Here is a 15729-nt window from a genome sequence, read left to right as displayed (position 1 = left end):
AGGAGATGGGCAAGCAGGCATCTCAGCCCGCCACGAAAAGAGAGCCGCCCAGCACGAGCGCGGCGACCATGAACAAAGCGACCAGGCCACCGAGTTTGCGCTGCAGGCGGTCGAACCGCTCCCAGGCCTGGAAGTCGCCGGCGCGGGAGCGCCCGGGCCGGGCGTGCAGACACTGGCCCGGACGGACTCCCGCGAGTCTAGCTTGACGGACGATGCAGGCGATAGGAGGCGGGTGGCACGCCTCAAGCTGCCGCCGTGCCATCCGCGTTGCGGAAGTAAAGGTCGGTGCGGCGATGCTCCCAAGCCGGCAGTCCGGCGCGCAGGGCCGCTACCCGCTCCGGATCCAGATCGGCCATGATATAGCCGGTGCGGTCCGGCATGCAGGCCAGCACCGTGCCCCAGGGATCGATCATCATGCTGCGCCCGAGGCAGGGCAATCCCGGCCCGGCGCCGCCGATCTGCGCGGCAGCCACCACATAGCACTGGTTTTCAATGGCGCGTGCGCGCAGCAAGGTCTCCCAGTGATCCCGGCCGGTATGCAGATTGAAAGCGGCTGGCACCACCAGGACATTGGCACCGCGCCCGCGCAGGGTGCGATACAGTTCCCCGAAGCGAAGGTCGTAGCAAATGCTGAGGCCAAGCGTCAGCCCCGCCGCCTCGACGGTCTGCAAATGCTCGCCGGGCGCGAAATCGGCGGACTCGCGGTAGGGAACGCCGTCGACCACCGCGTCATACAGGTGGGCCTTGCGATAGCGCGCGGCGATGGCGCCGTCCGGCGCGAAGGTGATGCCGCTGTTGCCGAGCCGGGCCTGGTCCGCCAGCCGCTCATGCATCGAGCCAAGGTGAATCCAGCAGCCGGTGCGGCGCGCCAGCGCCGCGATGCGCCCGGTGACCTCGCCGGGTATCGGGCTGGCCGCGGCGCGCAGTGCTTGGGCGTCGCCGCGCACATCGGTGTATTCCGGCGTGACGATCAGCTTGGCGCCGTCGCCTGCCGCCGCCAGTATCCAGTGCTCCAGCGCAGCCAGGTTCGCGTCGCGGTCGTCCCGGCTGTCGAGTTGAATGGCTGCCACTCTGATTGGCATGACTGTTCCTTATATTCCTTGTCTATTCCTGTGCCGGTTGCTTGCCGGCCTGCGCAAGCAGCCCGCCGGCCACCAGCCGCGCGATCTGCGCCAGCAGTTCGGCCCCGTCTCCGCCATGGAGGGTGTGCGCGGTGCGCGGGTCGGTAAAGCCGTCGGCCAGCACCGCCAGCACCACGCTGCAATCGCCTGCGGTGAGGATGCCGGCGTCATGGCGCAGGCCCGGCAACTGGCCGGTCTTGTTGGCGAGATGGACCTGTGCCGGCAGCGCGGCGCCGAAATGGGCGCGCTCGCGCTGGTCGGCCAGCAACGACAGCGCGAAGGTCCGCAGTGCCGCTGGCAGCGACGCCTCGCGCAGCATCCAGCCAAGCGCCGCAGCGGCATCGCCCGCGCTGGTGAAATTGTCCAGGCCGGCATCCCGCGCGGCGGCGTCCATCATGCGCCGCTGCAAGCTGCTGGCCGCCAGGCCGGCCCGCCGGCACCACTGCGTGACCCCGGCGCAGCCAAGCAGGCCGATCAGCGCGTTGGTGGCCACGTTGTCGCTGAGCACGATCATCAGCCGCGCCAGTTCGGCCAGCGACAGACTGGCCACGCTGGGCAACTGATGGAGAATGCCGGTACCGCCCGCGCGCTCGTCCTCGTCCAGGACAAGCTGCTGGTCGAGCCGGCAGCGGCCGTCCGCTACCTGCTCCAGCAGCGCCAGCAGGATGGGAAGCTTGATGATGCTGGCCGACGGCCGCACGCGGCCAGCATCGCGCTCCAGCACCACGGCGCCATCCAGGCCGCGCAGGCTGAGCGACAGGCGCGCCGGCGTCGCCGCGAGCAGCGGCGCCAGCCCGGCTTCGACATGCTGGCGCAGTGCGCGCGCGTCCAGCGGACGCGATCCCAGCGGGAACATGGTCGCTCTCCTTAAACCAGGAAGAAGAACAGGGTGGAAAACAGGCACAGGTTCACCACGATCACGGCCCAGCCGTTATAGAGCATGTACTTGAGCTGGGTCGAGCGTGCCAGCCCCATCTGGCCGAACATGTCTGAGGTGGGGAACGGCCCGAACCAGTCGATCTGCGAACTGCCCAGGATCACCGCGGTGGTGGCCGCCGGGCCGGCTCCGGCCGCCGCCAGCAGCGGGCCGAAGATCTTGGCCGTGAAGGTCATCTGCGCCACGGCCGCACCGGGGATATGGCCGATCACGTTGAACCACAGCACGATCACGCACAGCATTGCGCCGCCGATGCCGGCCAGGTGCGGGCTGGCGAGATCCAGTAAGGCATGGTAGGCGTTCAGTTTGTCGACCAGCACCAACACCGGATTGAACAGCCAGAACAGGAAAAAGATCCAGATCAGCTTGCCGGCGCCCGCATACATAGCCTGCAGGATGGCCCGCGGGCTCATGCCGCCGGCCAGCCCGGTGGTGGCGGCGAGCGACACCATGACGATGATGGCGAACGCGTAGCCCGCCTTGGCCAGCACCCCGGCCACGGCCAGCGCGACGATGGTCAGGCAGAATGCCCACGCGGCGCGCACGGACTGGCGTGACGGCGCGGCATCCAGGTCGATGGCGGCCATGCCGCCAGCTTCCGCCTCCTCGTACTGGTGGCTGGCCTCGGTCATCTTCTGGATGCGGCCGGACATGAACCAGCCGCTCAGCAGGGTCGCGGCCGCCATCGGGATGCCGGCCACCAGCAGATACTCCGGATAGCTCAGGCCGGTCAGCCCGGTCACCGTGACCACATTGGGCGTGAAAGGCCCCAGCACCAGGCCGGCCGAACCGGCGGTCTGGAACAGTGCCGCCACCGCCGGCGGCGACAGACGCACGGCGGCGGCAATCGGGATCACCACCGCGGCAATGATGGCGTTGCCGCCGGCCAGCGTGCCCAGCGCGCCGCAGATCAGCGTCGAGGCCACCATGATGCCAAGCCGCACACGCACCTGGTTGGACAGGCCGATGCGGCGCACGATGGCGCGTACCATCTGTTCGGCCGCGCCGGTACGCGCGGCCACCTCGCCCACGCCAGCGCCCAGCACGATGATCAGGCCGACCACCGCAATAAAGGAGCCCAGCGAATCCGCCAGCAGCTTGCCCATGCCGATGGGCGTGGTGCCCGTCATGATGGCGCCGAGCACGATGGCGGCAATGGTGGACAGCACGATATCCACCCCCAGCAAGGCAATGACGGCAAATACCAGCACCGGCGTCAGCCCCCACAGGCTGGTTTGCCCCGGCATGGTGAAGTGGACGTACAGCGCAACCGCCAGTCCCAGCAGGAATACCGCGATGGCGGCATTGCGCCGGCCGGGTTGAAGCCCGCTCGCGGCCGCCGCTGGCGGCGAGGCTGGGGCATTTCGTGTCAATGAGGTCATGCCATCTCCGTTTTTTTCGTATCTCTTGTTTCGTATCGCTTGTCTACCCGCGGCGCTCCCCGCCCGCTTTGTCCGGCTCGGACTACTGTGGAGTGATTCCGGCTTTGCGGATCACCGCGCCCCAGCGCTCGTATTCGCGGCCGATCTGGCGTGCGAACGCCTCTGGGCTGTTCCCGACCGGGTAGGCGCCGGCATCGATCAGACGCTGGCGCGTGCCGGGATCCTTGAGTGCGGCAATGAAGGCATCCGCCAGCCTGGCACGCACGTCGGCCGGCAGGTGCGCCGGCGCCACCACGCCGTACCAGGCGCTGACGTCGAAGTCCTTGTAGCCAAGCTCGGCGAAGGTCGGCACATCGGGCAGCTTGTCGTTGCGCTGCGTGCCGGTGATGGCCAAGGCGCGCAACTTGCCCGCCTTGATGAATGGCAGGGAGGACGGGAAGTTATCGAAAATCGTGGTAACGCTGCCGCCGATCGCATCGTTCAAGGCCGGCGCCGAACCCTTGTAGGCCACGCTCACCATGGCGGCATTGTTGATCTGCAGGAACCAGGCCATGCCAAGGTCGTTGATGCCGCCCGCGCCGGCGTTGGCATAGCTCTCCTTGCCGGGGTGCTGCTGCACGTAGGTCACGAACTGCTTCAGCGTCTGCGCCGGAAAGCCCGGATGCACGCTCAGGATGTTGGGACTGCTGACCAGGTTGGTCACCGGCGTGAAGTCCTTGACGGGGTCATAAGGCGGCTTGGCCATCAGATGCGGCGCGGTGCCGTGCGTACTGACGGTGGCCAGACCCAGGGTGTAGCCATCCGGCCTGGCGCGCGCCACCGCCGTCAGGCCAATGGTGCCGGCCGCGCCCACGCGATTGTCGACCACGATCTGCTGGCCCAGGAGTCCGGCTGCCTTGGCGGCCACGATGCGGCCGACCACATCGGTCGGCCCTCCTGCCGAGAACGGTATCACCAGGGTAATCGGCCGCTCCGGATAGGCAGCGGCCACGGGCGCGGCGGCAAAGCCGACAGCGAGCGCCGCCAGCATCGGAAGCAACGGGGAATGGGCTTGTTTCAAGTTGGGTCTCCTCGGGTAGTGATGGGTTGTCCGCGCGATGCGATGCGGGCTGGCAATCCGGCCACGCCCGGTAGTGCACGATGGCGCCGCCTGGCCACGGCAAGGCTCAGCGCGCCAGGAACCGGCCGGCGGCCGCGCCGGTGGCGCCTGCGCGCCCCCACACCTCGCAGCCGTTCACATAGACCTGCTCGATCCCCACCGACGGCTCGCACGGCTGCGTGTAATCGGCGCGATCGATCACGCCATCCGGATCGAACAGCACAAGGTCCGCCGCGTACCCCTCCCGCAGCATGCCGCGCCCGGGCAGGCCAAAGACCGATGCTGGCAGCGAGGTCATGCGGCGTACCGCGTCCTCCAGCGTCAGCAGTCCGAGTTCGCGCGCGTAGTGGCCGAGCACGCGCGGGAAGCTGCCCCACAGGCGCGGATGCGGGTAGGGCCCGGGGATGCCATCCGACCCGATCATGGTGCGCGGATGCCCCAGCACGCGGCGCAGGTCGGCCTCGTCCATCTGGAAATAGATGGCGGTGGCGGGCCCCAACCGCGCTGCCGCATCCTCCAGCGACACGCCCCACTCGGCGGCAATCTCGCGGAGATCGCGGCGCGCCTGCTCGGGGTGCGGCTGCGAACTGGTGACGATGATGCGCTCGGCATCGCCGACGAATTCCGGCAACAGCACGGTGGAACTGGCGGTATAGGGATAGACGTCAAGCGCGACGTCCTGCGTTGCGAGCGCGCGGTCGATCAGTTCGAGCGTCACGGTTGTCTTGCCGAAATTACGGCGACCGATGCATTTGTGATGCGAGATCACGACGGGAATGGCCGCCTCGCGGCCGATCTGCAGCGTCTCGCGCACGGCTTCGATCACCTGGTCGCGCTCGCTGCGCATATGCGTGGTGTAGATCGCGCCGGGATGGCTGGCCGTTACCCGCGCCAGCGCCACCACCTCGGCGGTGGGCGCCGCGCGGCTGGCCGGATAGCTCAGCCCGGTACTCAGGCCCAGGCCGCCGTCCAGCAAGGCCTGCGCCAGGGCCGCGCTCATCGCTTCGATCTCGCCGGCGCTGGCAGCACGGCTGGTGTCCTGCATCGCCCCCGCGCGCAGCGTGCTGTGCCCGACCAACAGCCCGACATTCACGCTAGGCGGCGCGGCCTCGAGCGCGCTCCGGTATGCCGCCACGGTAGCGAAACGGTAGTCCGGCATCTCCCCCAGCAACGCCAGCGGCTGGGGCAGCGGGTAACGCGGCACCAGCGGTGCGATGCTGATCCCGCAATTGCCGGCAATCACGGTGGTCACGCCCTGGCTGGTCTTGGCCGGCATCGCCGGCGTCTTCAGCAAGGCGCTGTCATCGTGCGTATGCACGTCGATAAAGCCAGGCGCAAGCACACGGCCGGCGGCATCGATGACACGACCGGCTTCCCAGCCGGCGCAATCGCCGATGGCGGCAATGCGGCCGCCAGCCACCGCCAGCGCGCCGGCGCGGCGTGGCGCGCCGGTACCATCGATCAACTGGCCATTCAGGAACAACAAATCGCAGGTGGGCATGGTTCAACTCCGGGAAACCGGTCCACCGCGCGGCGAACCGGCAAGCGGCGCGCCGTCAGAGCGCGGATGCATTGGGTTTCGATTCAGGGATGGAAGATGGCATTCAGCGGGCCAGCGCAAAGGCTGCCGCATCCAGCGGCGCTGGCCGCCCGGCGATGGCGTCGGCCAGCAAAGCCGCGCTACCGCAAGCCAGGGTAAAGCCCAGCGCGCCGTGGCCGGTGTTCAGCCACAGGTTGGCGTACGGAGTCGCACCGATCAAGGGCTTGCTGTCGGGGGTAGCCGGCCGGCTTCCGCACCAGGCAGTCGCCGCGTCGAAATCCGCGCCGTCGGGAAACGTCTCGCGTGCCTGCCGCGCCAGCAAGGCAATGCGCCGCCGGTCGGCGCGGGGGTGCCGGCCGGCCAGGTCCACCATGCCGGCAATGCGCAGGCGTTGACCCAGGCGGGCATACACCACCTTGTGGTGAAGGTCGGTGATGCTGATTCCGGGCGGCCGGTGCCTGCCGCTCACCACCGGCGCGGTCAGGCTGTAGCCGGTCAGCGGATACATTGGCAGGCGCAGGCCCAGCTGCGCCAGCAAGGGAACGCTACCCATGCCGGCCGCGATGACGAAGGCATCGGCCTCGATCTCGCCGCCCTCCGTACGCACCGCCACCACGGCGCGGCCCTCGCGGCGCAGCCCGGTGACGCGCTCGCCGCAGTGGAATTTCGCGCCATAGCGCTGCCCTGTCAATTCGGCCAGCTTCGTGCTGAAGGCATGGCAATCGCCGGCATCTTCGCTGGGCGTATGAATGCCGCCGGCAAGCCGATCACCAAGCTGGGCCAGCACGGGCTCCAGCGCCACGCAGGCCGCACCGTCCAGCGCTTGCTGGCTGCTGCCGAGCCCGGCCTGGTAGTCCAGTTGCCGGCGCGCGCCGGCGAATGCCGCCGGATCGCGGTAGACCACCAGCTTGCCGTTGCGCTGGTAGTCGAAATCCAGTTTCTCGCGCGTGACAAGGTCATGCACCAGGGCACGGCTGTGATAACCGAGGCCAAGCAACTCGGCAGTGACCGCGCGGGCCACGTCGCTGCGGCAGGCGCGCAGGAAAGCCAGGCACCAGCGCCATTGGTGCGGGTCCAGGCTGGGCACGAAGCGCAGCGGGGAATCCCGGTTCAACAACCAGCCCGGCAACTTGGGCAGCACCGCGGGATCGGCAAGCGGCGCCACATAGCTGTAGCTCAGCTGAGCGCCGTTGGCCAGGCTGGTTTCCAGCGCCAGTCCCTCGCGCGCTTCGAGCAGGGTCACGCTGTGGCCTTCGCGCGCCAGGTAATATGCACTGGCGACACCCACCACGCCGCCGCCAAGTACGCAAATCCGCATGCTGTTCTCTCCTGCCTCGATATCCCGTTGCCGCCCGCCATCTCCGCTGCTGGCGGACTGGCTGGGCAAAGCGGAAGTGTGGACGCGACAGAGGTCAGGTTCAAATGATCTTTACGGCACAACCCATAACCCAAGGTTATGGAGATGCCAGTGGAGGCGCCACGACGAGGGTCGCCGCCAACTGAGCGCGCAACACGTCCAGCAATGCATCCAGCGCACGCGAGGAGACGCCGCCCTCCGGATAGATCGCCGTCACCCCGACCGAGAGAGCCGGCGTCACCGGCTGGACGGTCAGGTCGCTGTGGCTGCCGCGCGCGGCGAACTGCGCGGTAAACTGGTCCACCAGCGCATAACCCACGCCGCACTCCGCGAGGGCGGCCGCCACATAGTAAGTGCGCGCCTCGATCATGGGTGTACGCTCTTCCAGGCCAAGCTCGTGGCAGGCCTGCGCGATCAGGCCGCCGAGCGGATCGCTGCTGCCGATCCCGATCCATCGTTGATCGTCAAGTTCCGCCAGGTGGACCGGTCCGCCCGCCGCCTCGCCCTGTTGCGGCCCAAGGTAGACCACCGCGGCACGGCCGAGATCGGCCACCGCCACACCCGGCCGGGCCGGCGGATCGAATACCACCCCGAGATCCAGTTCCCGTGACAGCACCAGCGCCAACAGCTCATCGCTGTGGCGGGTCTGGATCTCCAGCGAGACTCCCGGACACTGCAGGCGGAAATCCCGCACCGCCTGCGGAATCAGGCTCAAGCCCAGGCTCGGCAGGCAGCCAAGACGCACATGGCCTTCGGGATGCCGCTTGAGATTGCGCGCGAGACGCCTGACATTCTCCAGGTTGGCAAACAGGTGTCCGGTCTCGGCATAGAGCAGTTCTGCCTCACGGGTCGGCAGCAGCCGCCCGTGAGCCCTCTTGAACAGCTTTAGCCCGAGATCGCGCTCCGCATGGGCGAGCACCTTGCTGGCCGCTGGCTGGGAAACGCAAAGCAGTTGCGCTGCGCGGCTGAGCGAGCCGGTGCGCATGACCGCATGAAACACTTCGAGATGACGCAGGCGCATGGCGCGGAATAGGGAGAAGTGACGATTGCCTTGGCTGGAGTGTAGTGAAAGAGATCGGGCGCACGCCCGGCTTGCCATCCAGGGCCTTCCGCACGTCCCAAGCCCATCACAGGAACTGACGAGGTCCTGCCGCGTTTGTAGCCAATGGAATCGAAGCCATCACCCAATATAATGTATCATTTAAAATACATTACATTCGAGAACGAGGCACGGCCTCGATCCTGGTCGCCCGACTATCCGGATGCGGAACCAGAAGCCATCGCTCCGGCACGAACCGGCAGCCTCGGGGCAACCGGTCCGCAAGCCATCGAACGATCGGAATTCAGAAATCGGAAATCAGAAGCGGGCCGAGTACTGCAGGAGGTAATAGTTGATGCCCGGGTTAGGCTCCTTGATCCCGGCATTGGAGTAATGCTGGAAACGCACTGCAAGCTCCGAATCCAGTGCGTCGCCAAAACGGTAGCCGACGGCAACGCGATCGCCAAACTGGAACGCCGAGGAAAAGACCTTGGTATCGGAAATATGCGCGCGCGTCAGCAGGTGCGCGCCAGCGCCAATTTCGGCGAAGGGACCCGACGAACCGGCGCCCTGAACGCGGAAGATCGGCGTAAAGCCGATATCGCCCATCAATTTGCTGTTGGCGCCATGCGGATTCCAGCCGCCGATGGAAGCTTCGAGCCCGAGGCGAATGCGCACCGACTTGGAATCCGTGGACCAGAGGTCTCTCTTCAAATTCCAGCGCGCCTCCAGGCGCGCCATCGAGGCATCGCTGCCAGCGCCCACGGAGGCGCCCAGGCGCAACGGTTCAAACCAGGAGGAATCTTCAGTGGCCGGGGCGGCAACGGCTGCAGCACTGGCAAGTACGCCAGACAGAAAAAGGATGGAGGCAGCAAGTAGGCGCATGGCAGAGACCAAGTTGGAGAAATCGAGATGATTGCATAACGTTATCGGCAACACCACGTAGTTTTGAATGCGTCGATGCGCCGGCCTAGTAAAACTGGTAGTCCGCGACGAAGGATAATGGCCGGCCGGACGGTTGGATGCCATCGCATGCGGAATAGACTGTTCCAGATCAGGAACAATGCCTTGTGCCGCAAGCGGAAGATTGTCGCATCCTTGCCGTTTTTCGGCAGAACGGTGGATTCTCGCACAGGCGGGAGCGGTGGCGTGGACCGGCCAGTTTGCAGGCCATGCACCGACGCCGGATTCCTCGCCCGCCGATACGTATTTGCCGTCTATCCGACTTCGCCGCGCTGCGCCGCAGGCCGCGGGAAGCGTAATGGGGCGCGAATGAGAATGATCGCGGCGCCATAGGCTGGCCGGTCCGCCAAAGCACGGCGAAGGCGCGCCCGCCGCCAAGGCTCCCTCCCCGCCCCCCACGTAACTTGCGCCCGCTCAGGCCGGCGCTTCGTAATCCACCGGGTGCCGCGCGATACGCAGGTCGCCGGGTTCCGCCTTCACGCGCAGGTGCTCCGGATGACAGCCCCACGCATCAAGCAACGCATACGCATACGCCAGGTATCCTCACTGTCCGGCGGCGAAGCGTGCTAGCCTGCGGTAGGGAATAGCGCACCTTTCGATATGCAGGGGTGCCCACCCCAGACACGACCGGCCATTTCAACCACGCCAACGCCATCACCGTGAAACCGCGAACCATTGCCGTTGCCGTCTCCGCCATCGTTGCCGCGCTGCTGCTGGCCCTGGCCGCCGCCATTGTGTTCGGCGGCCCGGCCCGGCCAAAACCGATGCTGAGCATCAGCGACCCGTTCAAGGACGTGGACTTCTCCGCGCTACCGCCCCTCGCCCGCTACGCGGCACGCGATGGCGCGCAGCTCGCCTATCGCCGCTATCCGGGCACCGGCGGCACCGCCAGCCGGGGCAGCGTGGTGCTGGTGCATGGCTCCTCCGCCAACAGCCAGAGCATGCATCCGCTCGCCCAGCGTTTCGCCCAGGCCGGCTTCACGGTCTACGCACTGGATATACGCGGCCACGGCGCTTCGGGCCCGCGCGGCGACATCGCCTATATCGGCCAGCTGGACGACGACCTGGAAGACTTCGTCCGCACCGTCCAGCCCGCCGGCCCGAAGACGCTGGCGGGATTCTCCTCGGGAGGCGGCTTTGCGATCCGCGTGGCGGGCGGCGAGCGGCAGGCGCTGTTCGACAACTACCTGTTCATGGCACCCTACACCAACCGCCACGCAGCCACCTATCGCCCCAACGGCGGCGGCTGGGTATCGGTCGGCATGCCGCGCGTGATCGCGCTGGTGCTGCTCAACCGCATCGGCATCACCGGCCTGAACCACCTGCCGGTGATCGCCTTCGCCGTCAACGACGCGCCGCGCGCCGAGCTCACCCCGTGGTACTCGTTTGCGCTGGTAACGAACTTCCAGCCGGACGAGGCCTACCAGCAGAATATCCGGGCGATCCACCGGCCCGCGGCCGTGCTGGCGGGACGGAACGACGAAGTCTTCGTCGCCGACAAGTACGCCCAGGTGTTTGCCGATGCGGGCAGGCCGGATATCCCGGTGACCCTGGTGCCCGATACCGGCCATATCACGCTCACCCTGTCCCCCGCAGCCCGCGCGGCGGCGGTGGACGCAGTGGAGCGCCTGGACGGCCTGGCGCAGCACTGACGGGCCCGCCCGTCGGCGGCTACCCGCCCCGCTTGACGAACACGGTCTTTGGCGAGCGGCCGAAGAGCGCTGGAAGGCCGTGCTGAAGCTTGAATCCGTTGAGCCCGGCGGCCGCGCAGAGATAGCCGATCGTCAGCGCACGGTCCATCTGCGCGCGCATGAGCGGTCTCCCGAATGCATATGAATCCATCCGGAAACCATTCAAAACCGCAGCGCCGGCGCTTCAGCGCAACCGTACCATGCTGGCAGGCCTGCAGGCCAGGCACCGACATCGCCGCCCAGGCGCGGCAAACCAGGAGTTACCGATGACAGCAGGTTCGCCCAGCCCGGACCATCGCCCCAGCACCGTGTTTTCCGACGCTGCGGCCAGCGACTACGATGACCGCGTACCGCGGCTCGTGCCGGGCTATGCCCTCGCCCACGACCTGATGGCGGCGACCTTCGCCAGCCTGCTGCCGGCCGACGCCCGCCTGCTGCTGGCCGGCTGCGGCACCGGCAATGAGCTGCTGCGGCTGGCCGCCGGCGGGCCGCGGTGGCGCTTCAGCGCACTCGACCCTTCCGCCGGCATGCTCGCCGTGGCGCGCCGCAAGGCGCAAGGCGCCGGTTGCGAGAGCCGCGTCGCGTTCCACGCCACCACGCTGGACCAGATGCCGGCCGGCTTGCACGATGCCGCGGTAGCCGCGCTGGTCCTGCATTTCATCCCCGACGATGGCGGCAAAGCGGCCTTCCTGAGCGCGCTGGCGCAGCGGCTGCGTGCCGGCGGCGCGCTGGTCTTGCTCGACTACGAGCCGGTGCCGCTGCTAGCCCGGGCCTACGGCCAATGGCTTCAGGCTACGGGCCTGGAGCGCACCGCCGTCGACGCGGTACTCGCCAAGACGGGCACGCAGTGGCACCCCGTCACCGATACGCGGCTGCGGGCCCTGCTGCTGGAAAGTGGCTTCGAGCCGCCCCGATTGATCTTCAAGGCACTGGGATTCCAGGCGTGGCTGGCCTTCAGGCCGGTTGAGCCCGCGGCATGAAAGCCCGGCATTCGCCCATGCCGGCGGCCGCCGGCATCGTCACTGATACGGCCCAAACAGCATCAGCTGCTCCTGTTCAGCACGCGCGCGCGGCGCTAGCCTCATGACTACCCACAGTCCCAAGTGTCCTGAATCACAAATTCGTTGAATGAGTCAGCCGATAAGTCCGCCGATACGACGCGCGATCCATCGTCATGACAGACATATTTCTTCGACGAATTTCAGACTCAGGACACTAACCGGCGAGGGCTGCGTCTCCCACGCCCCGCCCGGCACACCTGGAAGTCTCAATGTATTTGTATGACACCATCGACCAGCAACTGGTCGATCAGCGCGTGGCGCAATTCGCCGGCCAGACCGAACGCTTCCTGAACGGCCAGCTCACCGAAGACGAATTCCGCGTGCTGCGCCTGCAGAACGGCCTTTATATCCAGCGGCATGCGCCCATGCTGCGCGTGGCGATTCCCTACGGCATGCTGGTCTCCCGGCAACTGCGCAAGCTCGCCGATATCTCGCGGCGCTGGGATCGCGGCTACGGGCACTTCAGCACCCGCCAGAACATGCAGTTCAACTGGCCCCGCCTGGAAGACGCGCCCGCCATCCTGGCCGAACTGGCCACCGTGCAGATGCATGCGATCCAGACCAGCGGCAACTGCATCCGCAATACCACCACCGACCATTTCGCCGGCCTGGCGCCGGACGAGGTGGTGAACCCGCTGGTGTGGTGCGAGATCATCCGGCAATGGTCGATGCTGCACCCCGAGTTTGCCTTCCTGCCGCGCAAGTTCAAGATCGCCGTCAGCGGGGCCACCACCGACCGCGCGGCCGTGGGCGTGCACGACATCGGCTTGCAGGCGGTGGAACAGGACGGCGAGCTTGGCTTCCGGGTCTGGGTAGGCGGCGGCATGGGCCGCACGCCGATGGTGGGCAAGCTGATCAACGCCTTTGTGCATTGGTCCGACCTGCTCACCTACCTGCAAGCCACATTGCGGGTCTACAACCTGCACGGGCGGCGAGACAACAAATACAAGGCGCGCATCAAGATCCTGGTCAAGGACCTCACGCCGGGCGTGTTTGCCCAGCAGGTGGACGAATTATGGCAGCGGATCCGGGGCGGCCCGGATACGGTCAGCGCCGAATTCGTCAAAGGCGTGGCCAGCCGCTTCACCACGCCGGCCTATGATCCCGGCGCGGCGGACGAGGCAGGCCCGACGCCCGCCCTGGCGGCCGCGCACCCGCGCTTCGCCCGCTGGCTGCGCAGCAACGTGCATGCGCACCGCGTGCCCGGCTATGCCGCGGTGACCGTCTCGCTCAAGGCCACCGGCGTGCCACCCGGCGACATCACGGCCGACCAGATGGAGGCCGTGGCCGACATGGCCGACCGCTACGGTTTTGGCGAGCTGCGCGTCTCCCACGAGCAGAACCTGATCCTGGCCGACGTGCGCCGCGGCGCGCTTTACTCGCTCTGGCAGGACCTGGAAGCGCACAACCTGGCCACGGCGAATATCGGCCTGCTGACCAATATCATCGCCTGCCCCGGCGGGGACTTCTGCTCGCTGGCCAACGCGGTGTCGATTCCGCTGGCGGAGGCCATCCAGCGCCGCTTCGACGACCTGGACTATCTGTTCGACATCGGCGAGCTGGACCTGAACATCTCCGGCTGCATCAACTCCTGCGGGCACCACCACGTTGGCCATATCGGCATCCTCGGCGTGGACAAGGCCGGCGAGGAGTGGTACCAGGTCACCATCGGTGGCCGCCAGAACGGCGCCGCGGGCAATGCCCTGCTCGACCAGCACAAAGGCGGCGGTGCCGCCATCGGCCGCATCATCGGCCCGTCCTTCGCGCGCGATGAAATCCCCGATGTGGTCGCGCTGCTGATCGACACCTACCTGTCGCTGCGCGACGACGAGGCTGAGCGCTTTATCGATGTGGTGGAACGCGTGGGGCTGGACCCCTTCAAGCAGGCGGTCTACCAGGACCCGAGGATCGTCGCGCGGCGGCAGCAGGCGGAGGTGGCCCGTGTCTGAGATCCAGGTTGGCACACCCATGCACCACGTAAAGAACGTGATCCGCCATGGCGGGCTCGAGGCAGACATCTGGCGTGCCTTCGTGGCGGACAAGGACGCGCCGCCATCGGCCATGCCAGGCATGCCGCCAGACGAGCAAGGATGGCTGGTCACGCCCGAGACATGGCAGGCGGCACGCCACGCGCTACGCCTGCGCCGCCACCCGGTGGCCGTGTACCTGGCACCGGATGCGGACCCGGAAGCCTTGCTGGAGGCCGGCGCCGCCATCATCGACCCGACCGGCATCGCCCACCTGGCGATCGACTTCCCGGTCTATACCGACGGGCGCGGCTATTCGCTGGCGCAGATGCTGCGCACGCAATATGGCTGGACGGGCGAGCTGCGCGCCGTGGGCGACGTGATGATCGACACCGTGCACTATATGGCGCGCTGCGGCTTCGACGCGTTCGCCGTCAAGCCGAGCCACGATCCGCAAGCGGCCCTCGCCGCGCTGGGAACGTTCACGGTGCACTACCAGAAGACGTACGCATCGCCCGCCTTGCCCAGGCAAACCCGCCAGGCCGCACCAGCCGGTCAGGCGGACCGGCCAGGTGCGCCACCGCGCTAGCGCGGCAACCAGCCGCCCGGCAGCAGATTCCGTGGTGCATCCACGCCCCGGTCACCGCAGCAAGGCTGCCTCGAAAGCGCTTTGGGCAGCCGCATCGAAAAGCCCATCCAGGCTCGCCGCGCCGCTTACCGCCGCGTCGATACCCTCACTGCTTTCGCTGCCGCGCAGCCGCCGCTGCACCGATTCCAGGCTGGCCTTCATGCCAGCCACGGACGCACCCGGCAATAGCGTAGTCAGGCTGGCCCGGCGCACACCCAGCTCCGGCAACTGCGACAGCGGTACATTGGCGCAGGAAGCACCAGGGGCAAGACCGGTACCGGCGCTGAGCGTCACCGGAATCTCCAGGGCACGCGCCAGGCGGCGGATGTCTTCCCGCGTGCGCGGCGCGACGGGCAGCAGCATATCGGCCCCGGCGTCCTGATATGCCCGCGCCCGATCGATGACCTGCCCGGTGGATTCGCATGCAAACGCATCCGTCCTGGCAATGATGAGAAAGTTGCCGTCACGCCTGGCGCGTCGCGCGGCATCGATCTTCGCCACCATTTCCCCCACGGACACGACTTCCTTGCCTGCCGTCGAACCCCAGCGCCTTGGCACCACCTGGTCCTCGATATTCAAACCGGCCGCACCGGCCTCCTCGAACAGTTCGACGGCGTAATGCACGCCGCGCGGATTGCCATAGCCCGCATCGCCATCGGCGGTTATGGGAATGGACGATGCACGCGTCAGGCGGCGGCAATGCTCGACGCACTCCGTCAGCGTAAGAAGACCGATGTCCGGTATGCCCAACAGGCTGTATGAAAGCATGGCACCGCTGATGCACGCACTGCGGAAGCCCGCTTGCTCGACCAGCCGAAGGCTGAAGATATCGTGGACGGCGGGCGCCACGATGAAGGCGTTCGTCCGCAGGAGTTCACGCAGTGAGGCCGTCTTCTGCGCTGGGGAAATTCTTTGCATGACCTGGTGGGCGGTAAGAATGGAGC

At 67.3% G+C, this 15729-nt stretch carries 14 protein-coding genes; 4 read left to right on the top strand and 10 right to left on the bottom strand.

Features of this window, described 5'->3' with window-relative positions:
* Positions 1 to 242 precede the first annotated feature (242 nt).
* From AC3FOF_RS19140 to AC3FOF_RS19105, 8 genes are all read right to left on the bottom strand, one after another.
* Positions 243 to 1082, bottom strand: a complete 840-nt coding sequence (locus AC3FOF_RS19140; protein WP_276268331.1) for a carbon-nitrogen hydrolase family protein — start codon at positions 1080 to 1082, stop codon at positions 243 to 245.
* Positions 1083 to 1104: 22 nt separating this feature from the next.
* Positions 1105 to 1977, bottom strand: coding sequence for a serine hydrolase (locus tag AC3FOF_RS19135; RefSeq protein ID WP_488727485.1), 873 nt, complete (start codon positions 1975 to 1977; stop codon positions 1105 to 1107).
* Between the two features lie 11 nt (positions 1978 to 1988).
* Positions 1989 to 3440, bottom strand: coding sequence for a gluconate:proton symporter (locus tag AC3FOF_RS19130; RefSeq protein ID WP_488727484.1), 1452 nt, complete (start codon positions 3438 to 3440; stop codon positions 1989 to 1991).
* Positions 3441 to 3522: 82 nt separating this feature from the next.
* The gene (locus tag AC3FOF_RS19125; RefSeq protein ID WP_276268339.1) at positions 3523 to 4470 is read right to left on the bottom strand and encodes a tripartite tricarboxylate transporter substrate binding protein BugE; all 948 of its coding nucleotides are present in this window, start codon (positions 4468 to 4470) and stop codon (positions 3523 to 3525) included.
* 136 nt (positions 4471 to 4606) lie between these two features.
* Positions 4607 to 6040 (bottom strand): N-acyl-D-amino-acid deacylase family protein, encoded by a 1434-nt coding sequence (locus tag AC3FOF_RS19120; protein ID WP_488727483.1) that lies wholly within the window; start codon positions 6038 to 6040, stop codon positions 4607 to 4609.
* A gap of 103 nt (positions 6041 to 6143) precedes the next feature.
* On the bottom strand, positions 6144 to 7397 hold the full coding sequence (locus AC3FOF_RS19115; RefSeq protein WP_488727482.1) for a D-amino acid dehydrogenase: 1254 nt from the start codon (positions 7395 to 7397) through the stop codon (positions 6144 to 6146).
* 136 nt (positions 7398 to 7533) lie between these two features.
* The gene (locus AC3FOF_RS19110; RefSeq protein WP_488727481.1) at positions 7534 to 8457 is read right to left on the bottom strand and encodes a LysR family transcriptional regulator; all 924 of its coding nucleotides are present in this window, start codon (positions 8455 to 8457) and stop codon (positions 7534 to 7536) included.
* 336 nt (positions 8458 to 8793) lie between these two features.
* Positions 8794 to 9816, bottom strand: a complete 1023-nt coding sequence (locus AC3FOF_RS19105; RefSeq protein ID WP_488727480.1) for an acyloxyacyl hydrolase — start codon at positions 9814 to 9816, stop codon at positions 8794 to 8796.
* Between the two features lie 230 nt (positions 9817 to 10046).
* Here AC3FOF_RS19105 and AC3FOF_RS19100 point away from each other — a divergent pair, with 230 nt between their 5' ends.
* Positions 10047 to 11090 (top strand): alpha/beta fold hydrolase, encoded by a 1044-nt coding sequence (locus tag AC3FOF_RS19100; RefSeq protein WP_017228267.1) that lies wholly within the window; start codon positions 10047 to 10049, stop codon positions 11088 to 11090.
* Positions 11091 to 11109: 19 nt separating this feature from the next.
* Here AC3FOF_RS19100 and AC3FOF_RS19095 read toward each other — a convergent pair whose 3' ends face one another.
* Positions 11110 to 11250, bottom strand: coding sequence for a hypothetical protein (locus AC3FOF_RS19095; RefSeq protein WP_488727479.1), 141 nt, complete (start codon positions 11248 to 11250; stop codon positions 11110 to 11112).
* 145 nt (positions 11251 to 11395) lie between these two features.
* On the opposite strand from AC3FOF_RS19095, the gene AC3FOF_RS19090 reads away from it, so the two are divergent.
* The 3 genes from AC3FOF_RS19090 to AC3FOF_RS19080 all read left to right on the top strand — a co-directional run bounded on the left by AC3FOF_RS19090 (position 11396) and on the right by AC3FOF_RS19080 (position 14746).
* The gene (locus tag AC3FOF_RS19090) at positions 11396 to 12109 is read left to right on the top strand and encodes a class I SAM-dependent methyltransferase (RefSeq protein WP_276268324.1); all 714 of its coding nucleotides are present in this window, start codon (positions 11396 to 11398) and stop codon (positions 12107 to 12109) included.
* A 290-nt stretch (positions 12110 to 12399) separates the two neighbouring features.
* Entirely contained in the window at positions 12400 to 14139 is a 1740-nt protein-coding gene (locus tag AC3FOF_RS19085) for a nitrite/sulfite reductase (RefSeq protein ID WP_017230639.1), read from the top strand.
* 19 nt (positions 14140 to 14158) lie between these two features.
* Positions 14159 to 14746, top strand: coding sequence for a DUF934 domain-containing protein (locus AC3FOF_RS19080; protein ID WP_276268338.1), 588 nt, complete (start codon positions 14159 to 14161; stop codon positions 14744 to 14746).
* Between the two features lie 51 nt (positions 14747 to 14797).
* Here AC3FOF_RS19080 and AC3FOF_RS19075 read toward each other — a convergent pair whose 3' ends face one another.
* Positions 14798 to 15703, bottom strand: a complete 906-nt coding sequence (locus tag AC3FOF_RS19075) for an isocitrate lyase/PEP mutase family protein (RefSeq protein ID WP_276268323.1) — start codon at positions 15701 to 15703, stop codon at positions 14798 to 14800.
* Positions 15704 to 15729 lie beyond the last annotated feature (26 nt).

The sequence above is a fragment of the Cupriavidus sp. 96C5-1 genome, assembly GCF_057798855.1.
This window is presented reverse-complemented; position numbering and strand designations above follow the sequence as displayed.

Bases quoted from the DNA above. Each gene is read 5' to 3' on its own strand.
- AC3FOF_RS19140 (WP_276268331.1), bottom strand. From the start codon at position 1,082: ATGCCAATCAGAGTGGCAGCCATTCAACTCGACAGCCGGGACGACCGC.
- AC3FOF_RS19090 (WP_276268324.1), top strand. From the start codon at position 11,396: ATGACAGCAGGTTCGCCCAGCCCGGACCATCGCCCCAGCACCGTGTTT.
- AC3FOF_RS19075 (WP_276268323.1), bottom strand. From the start codon at position 15,703: ATGCAAAGAATTTCCCCAGCGCAGAAGACGGCCTCACTGCGTGAACTC.
- AC3FOF_RS19080 (WP_276268338.1), top strand. From the start codon at position 14,159: ATGCACCACGTAAAGAACGTGATCCGCCATGGCGGGCTCGAGGCAGAC.
- AC3FOF_RS19110 (WP_488727481.1), bottom strand. From the start codon at position 8,457: ATGCGCCTGCGTCATCTCGAAGTGTTTCATGCGGTCATGCGCACCGGC.
- AC3FOF_RS19130 (WP_488727484.1), bottom strand. From the start codon at position 3,440: ATGACCTCATTGACACGAAATGCCCCAGCCTCGCCGCCAGCGGCGGCC.
- AC3FOF_RS19120 (WP_488727483.1), bottom strand. From the start codon at position 6,040: ATGCCCACCTGCGATTTGTTGTTCCTGAATGGCCAGTTGATCGATGGT.
- AC3FOF_RS19095 (WP_488727479.1), bottom strand. From the start codon at position 11,250: ATGCGCGCGCAGATGGACCGTGCGCTGACGATCGGCTATCTCTGCGCG.
- AC3FOF_RS19085 (WP_017230639.1), top strand. From the start codon at position 12,400: ATGTATTTGTATGACACCATCGACCAGCAACTGGTCGATCAGCGCGTG.
- AC3FOF_RS19115 (WP_488727482.1), bottom strand. From the start codon at position 7,397: ATGCGGATTTGCGTACTTGGCGGCGGCGTGGTGGGTGTCGCCAGTGCA.
- AC3FOF_RS19135 (WP_488727485.1), bottom strand. From the start codon at position 1,977: ATGTTCCCGCTGGGATCGCGTCCGCTGGACGCGCGCGCACTGCGCCAG.
- AC3FOF_RS19125 (WP_276268339.1), bottom strand. From the start codon at position 4,470: ATGCTGGCGGCGCTCGCTGTCGGCTTTGCCGCCGCGCCCGTGGCCGCT.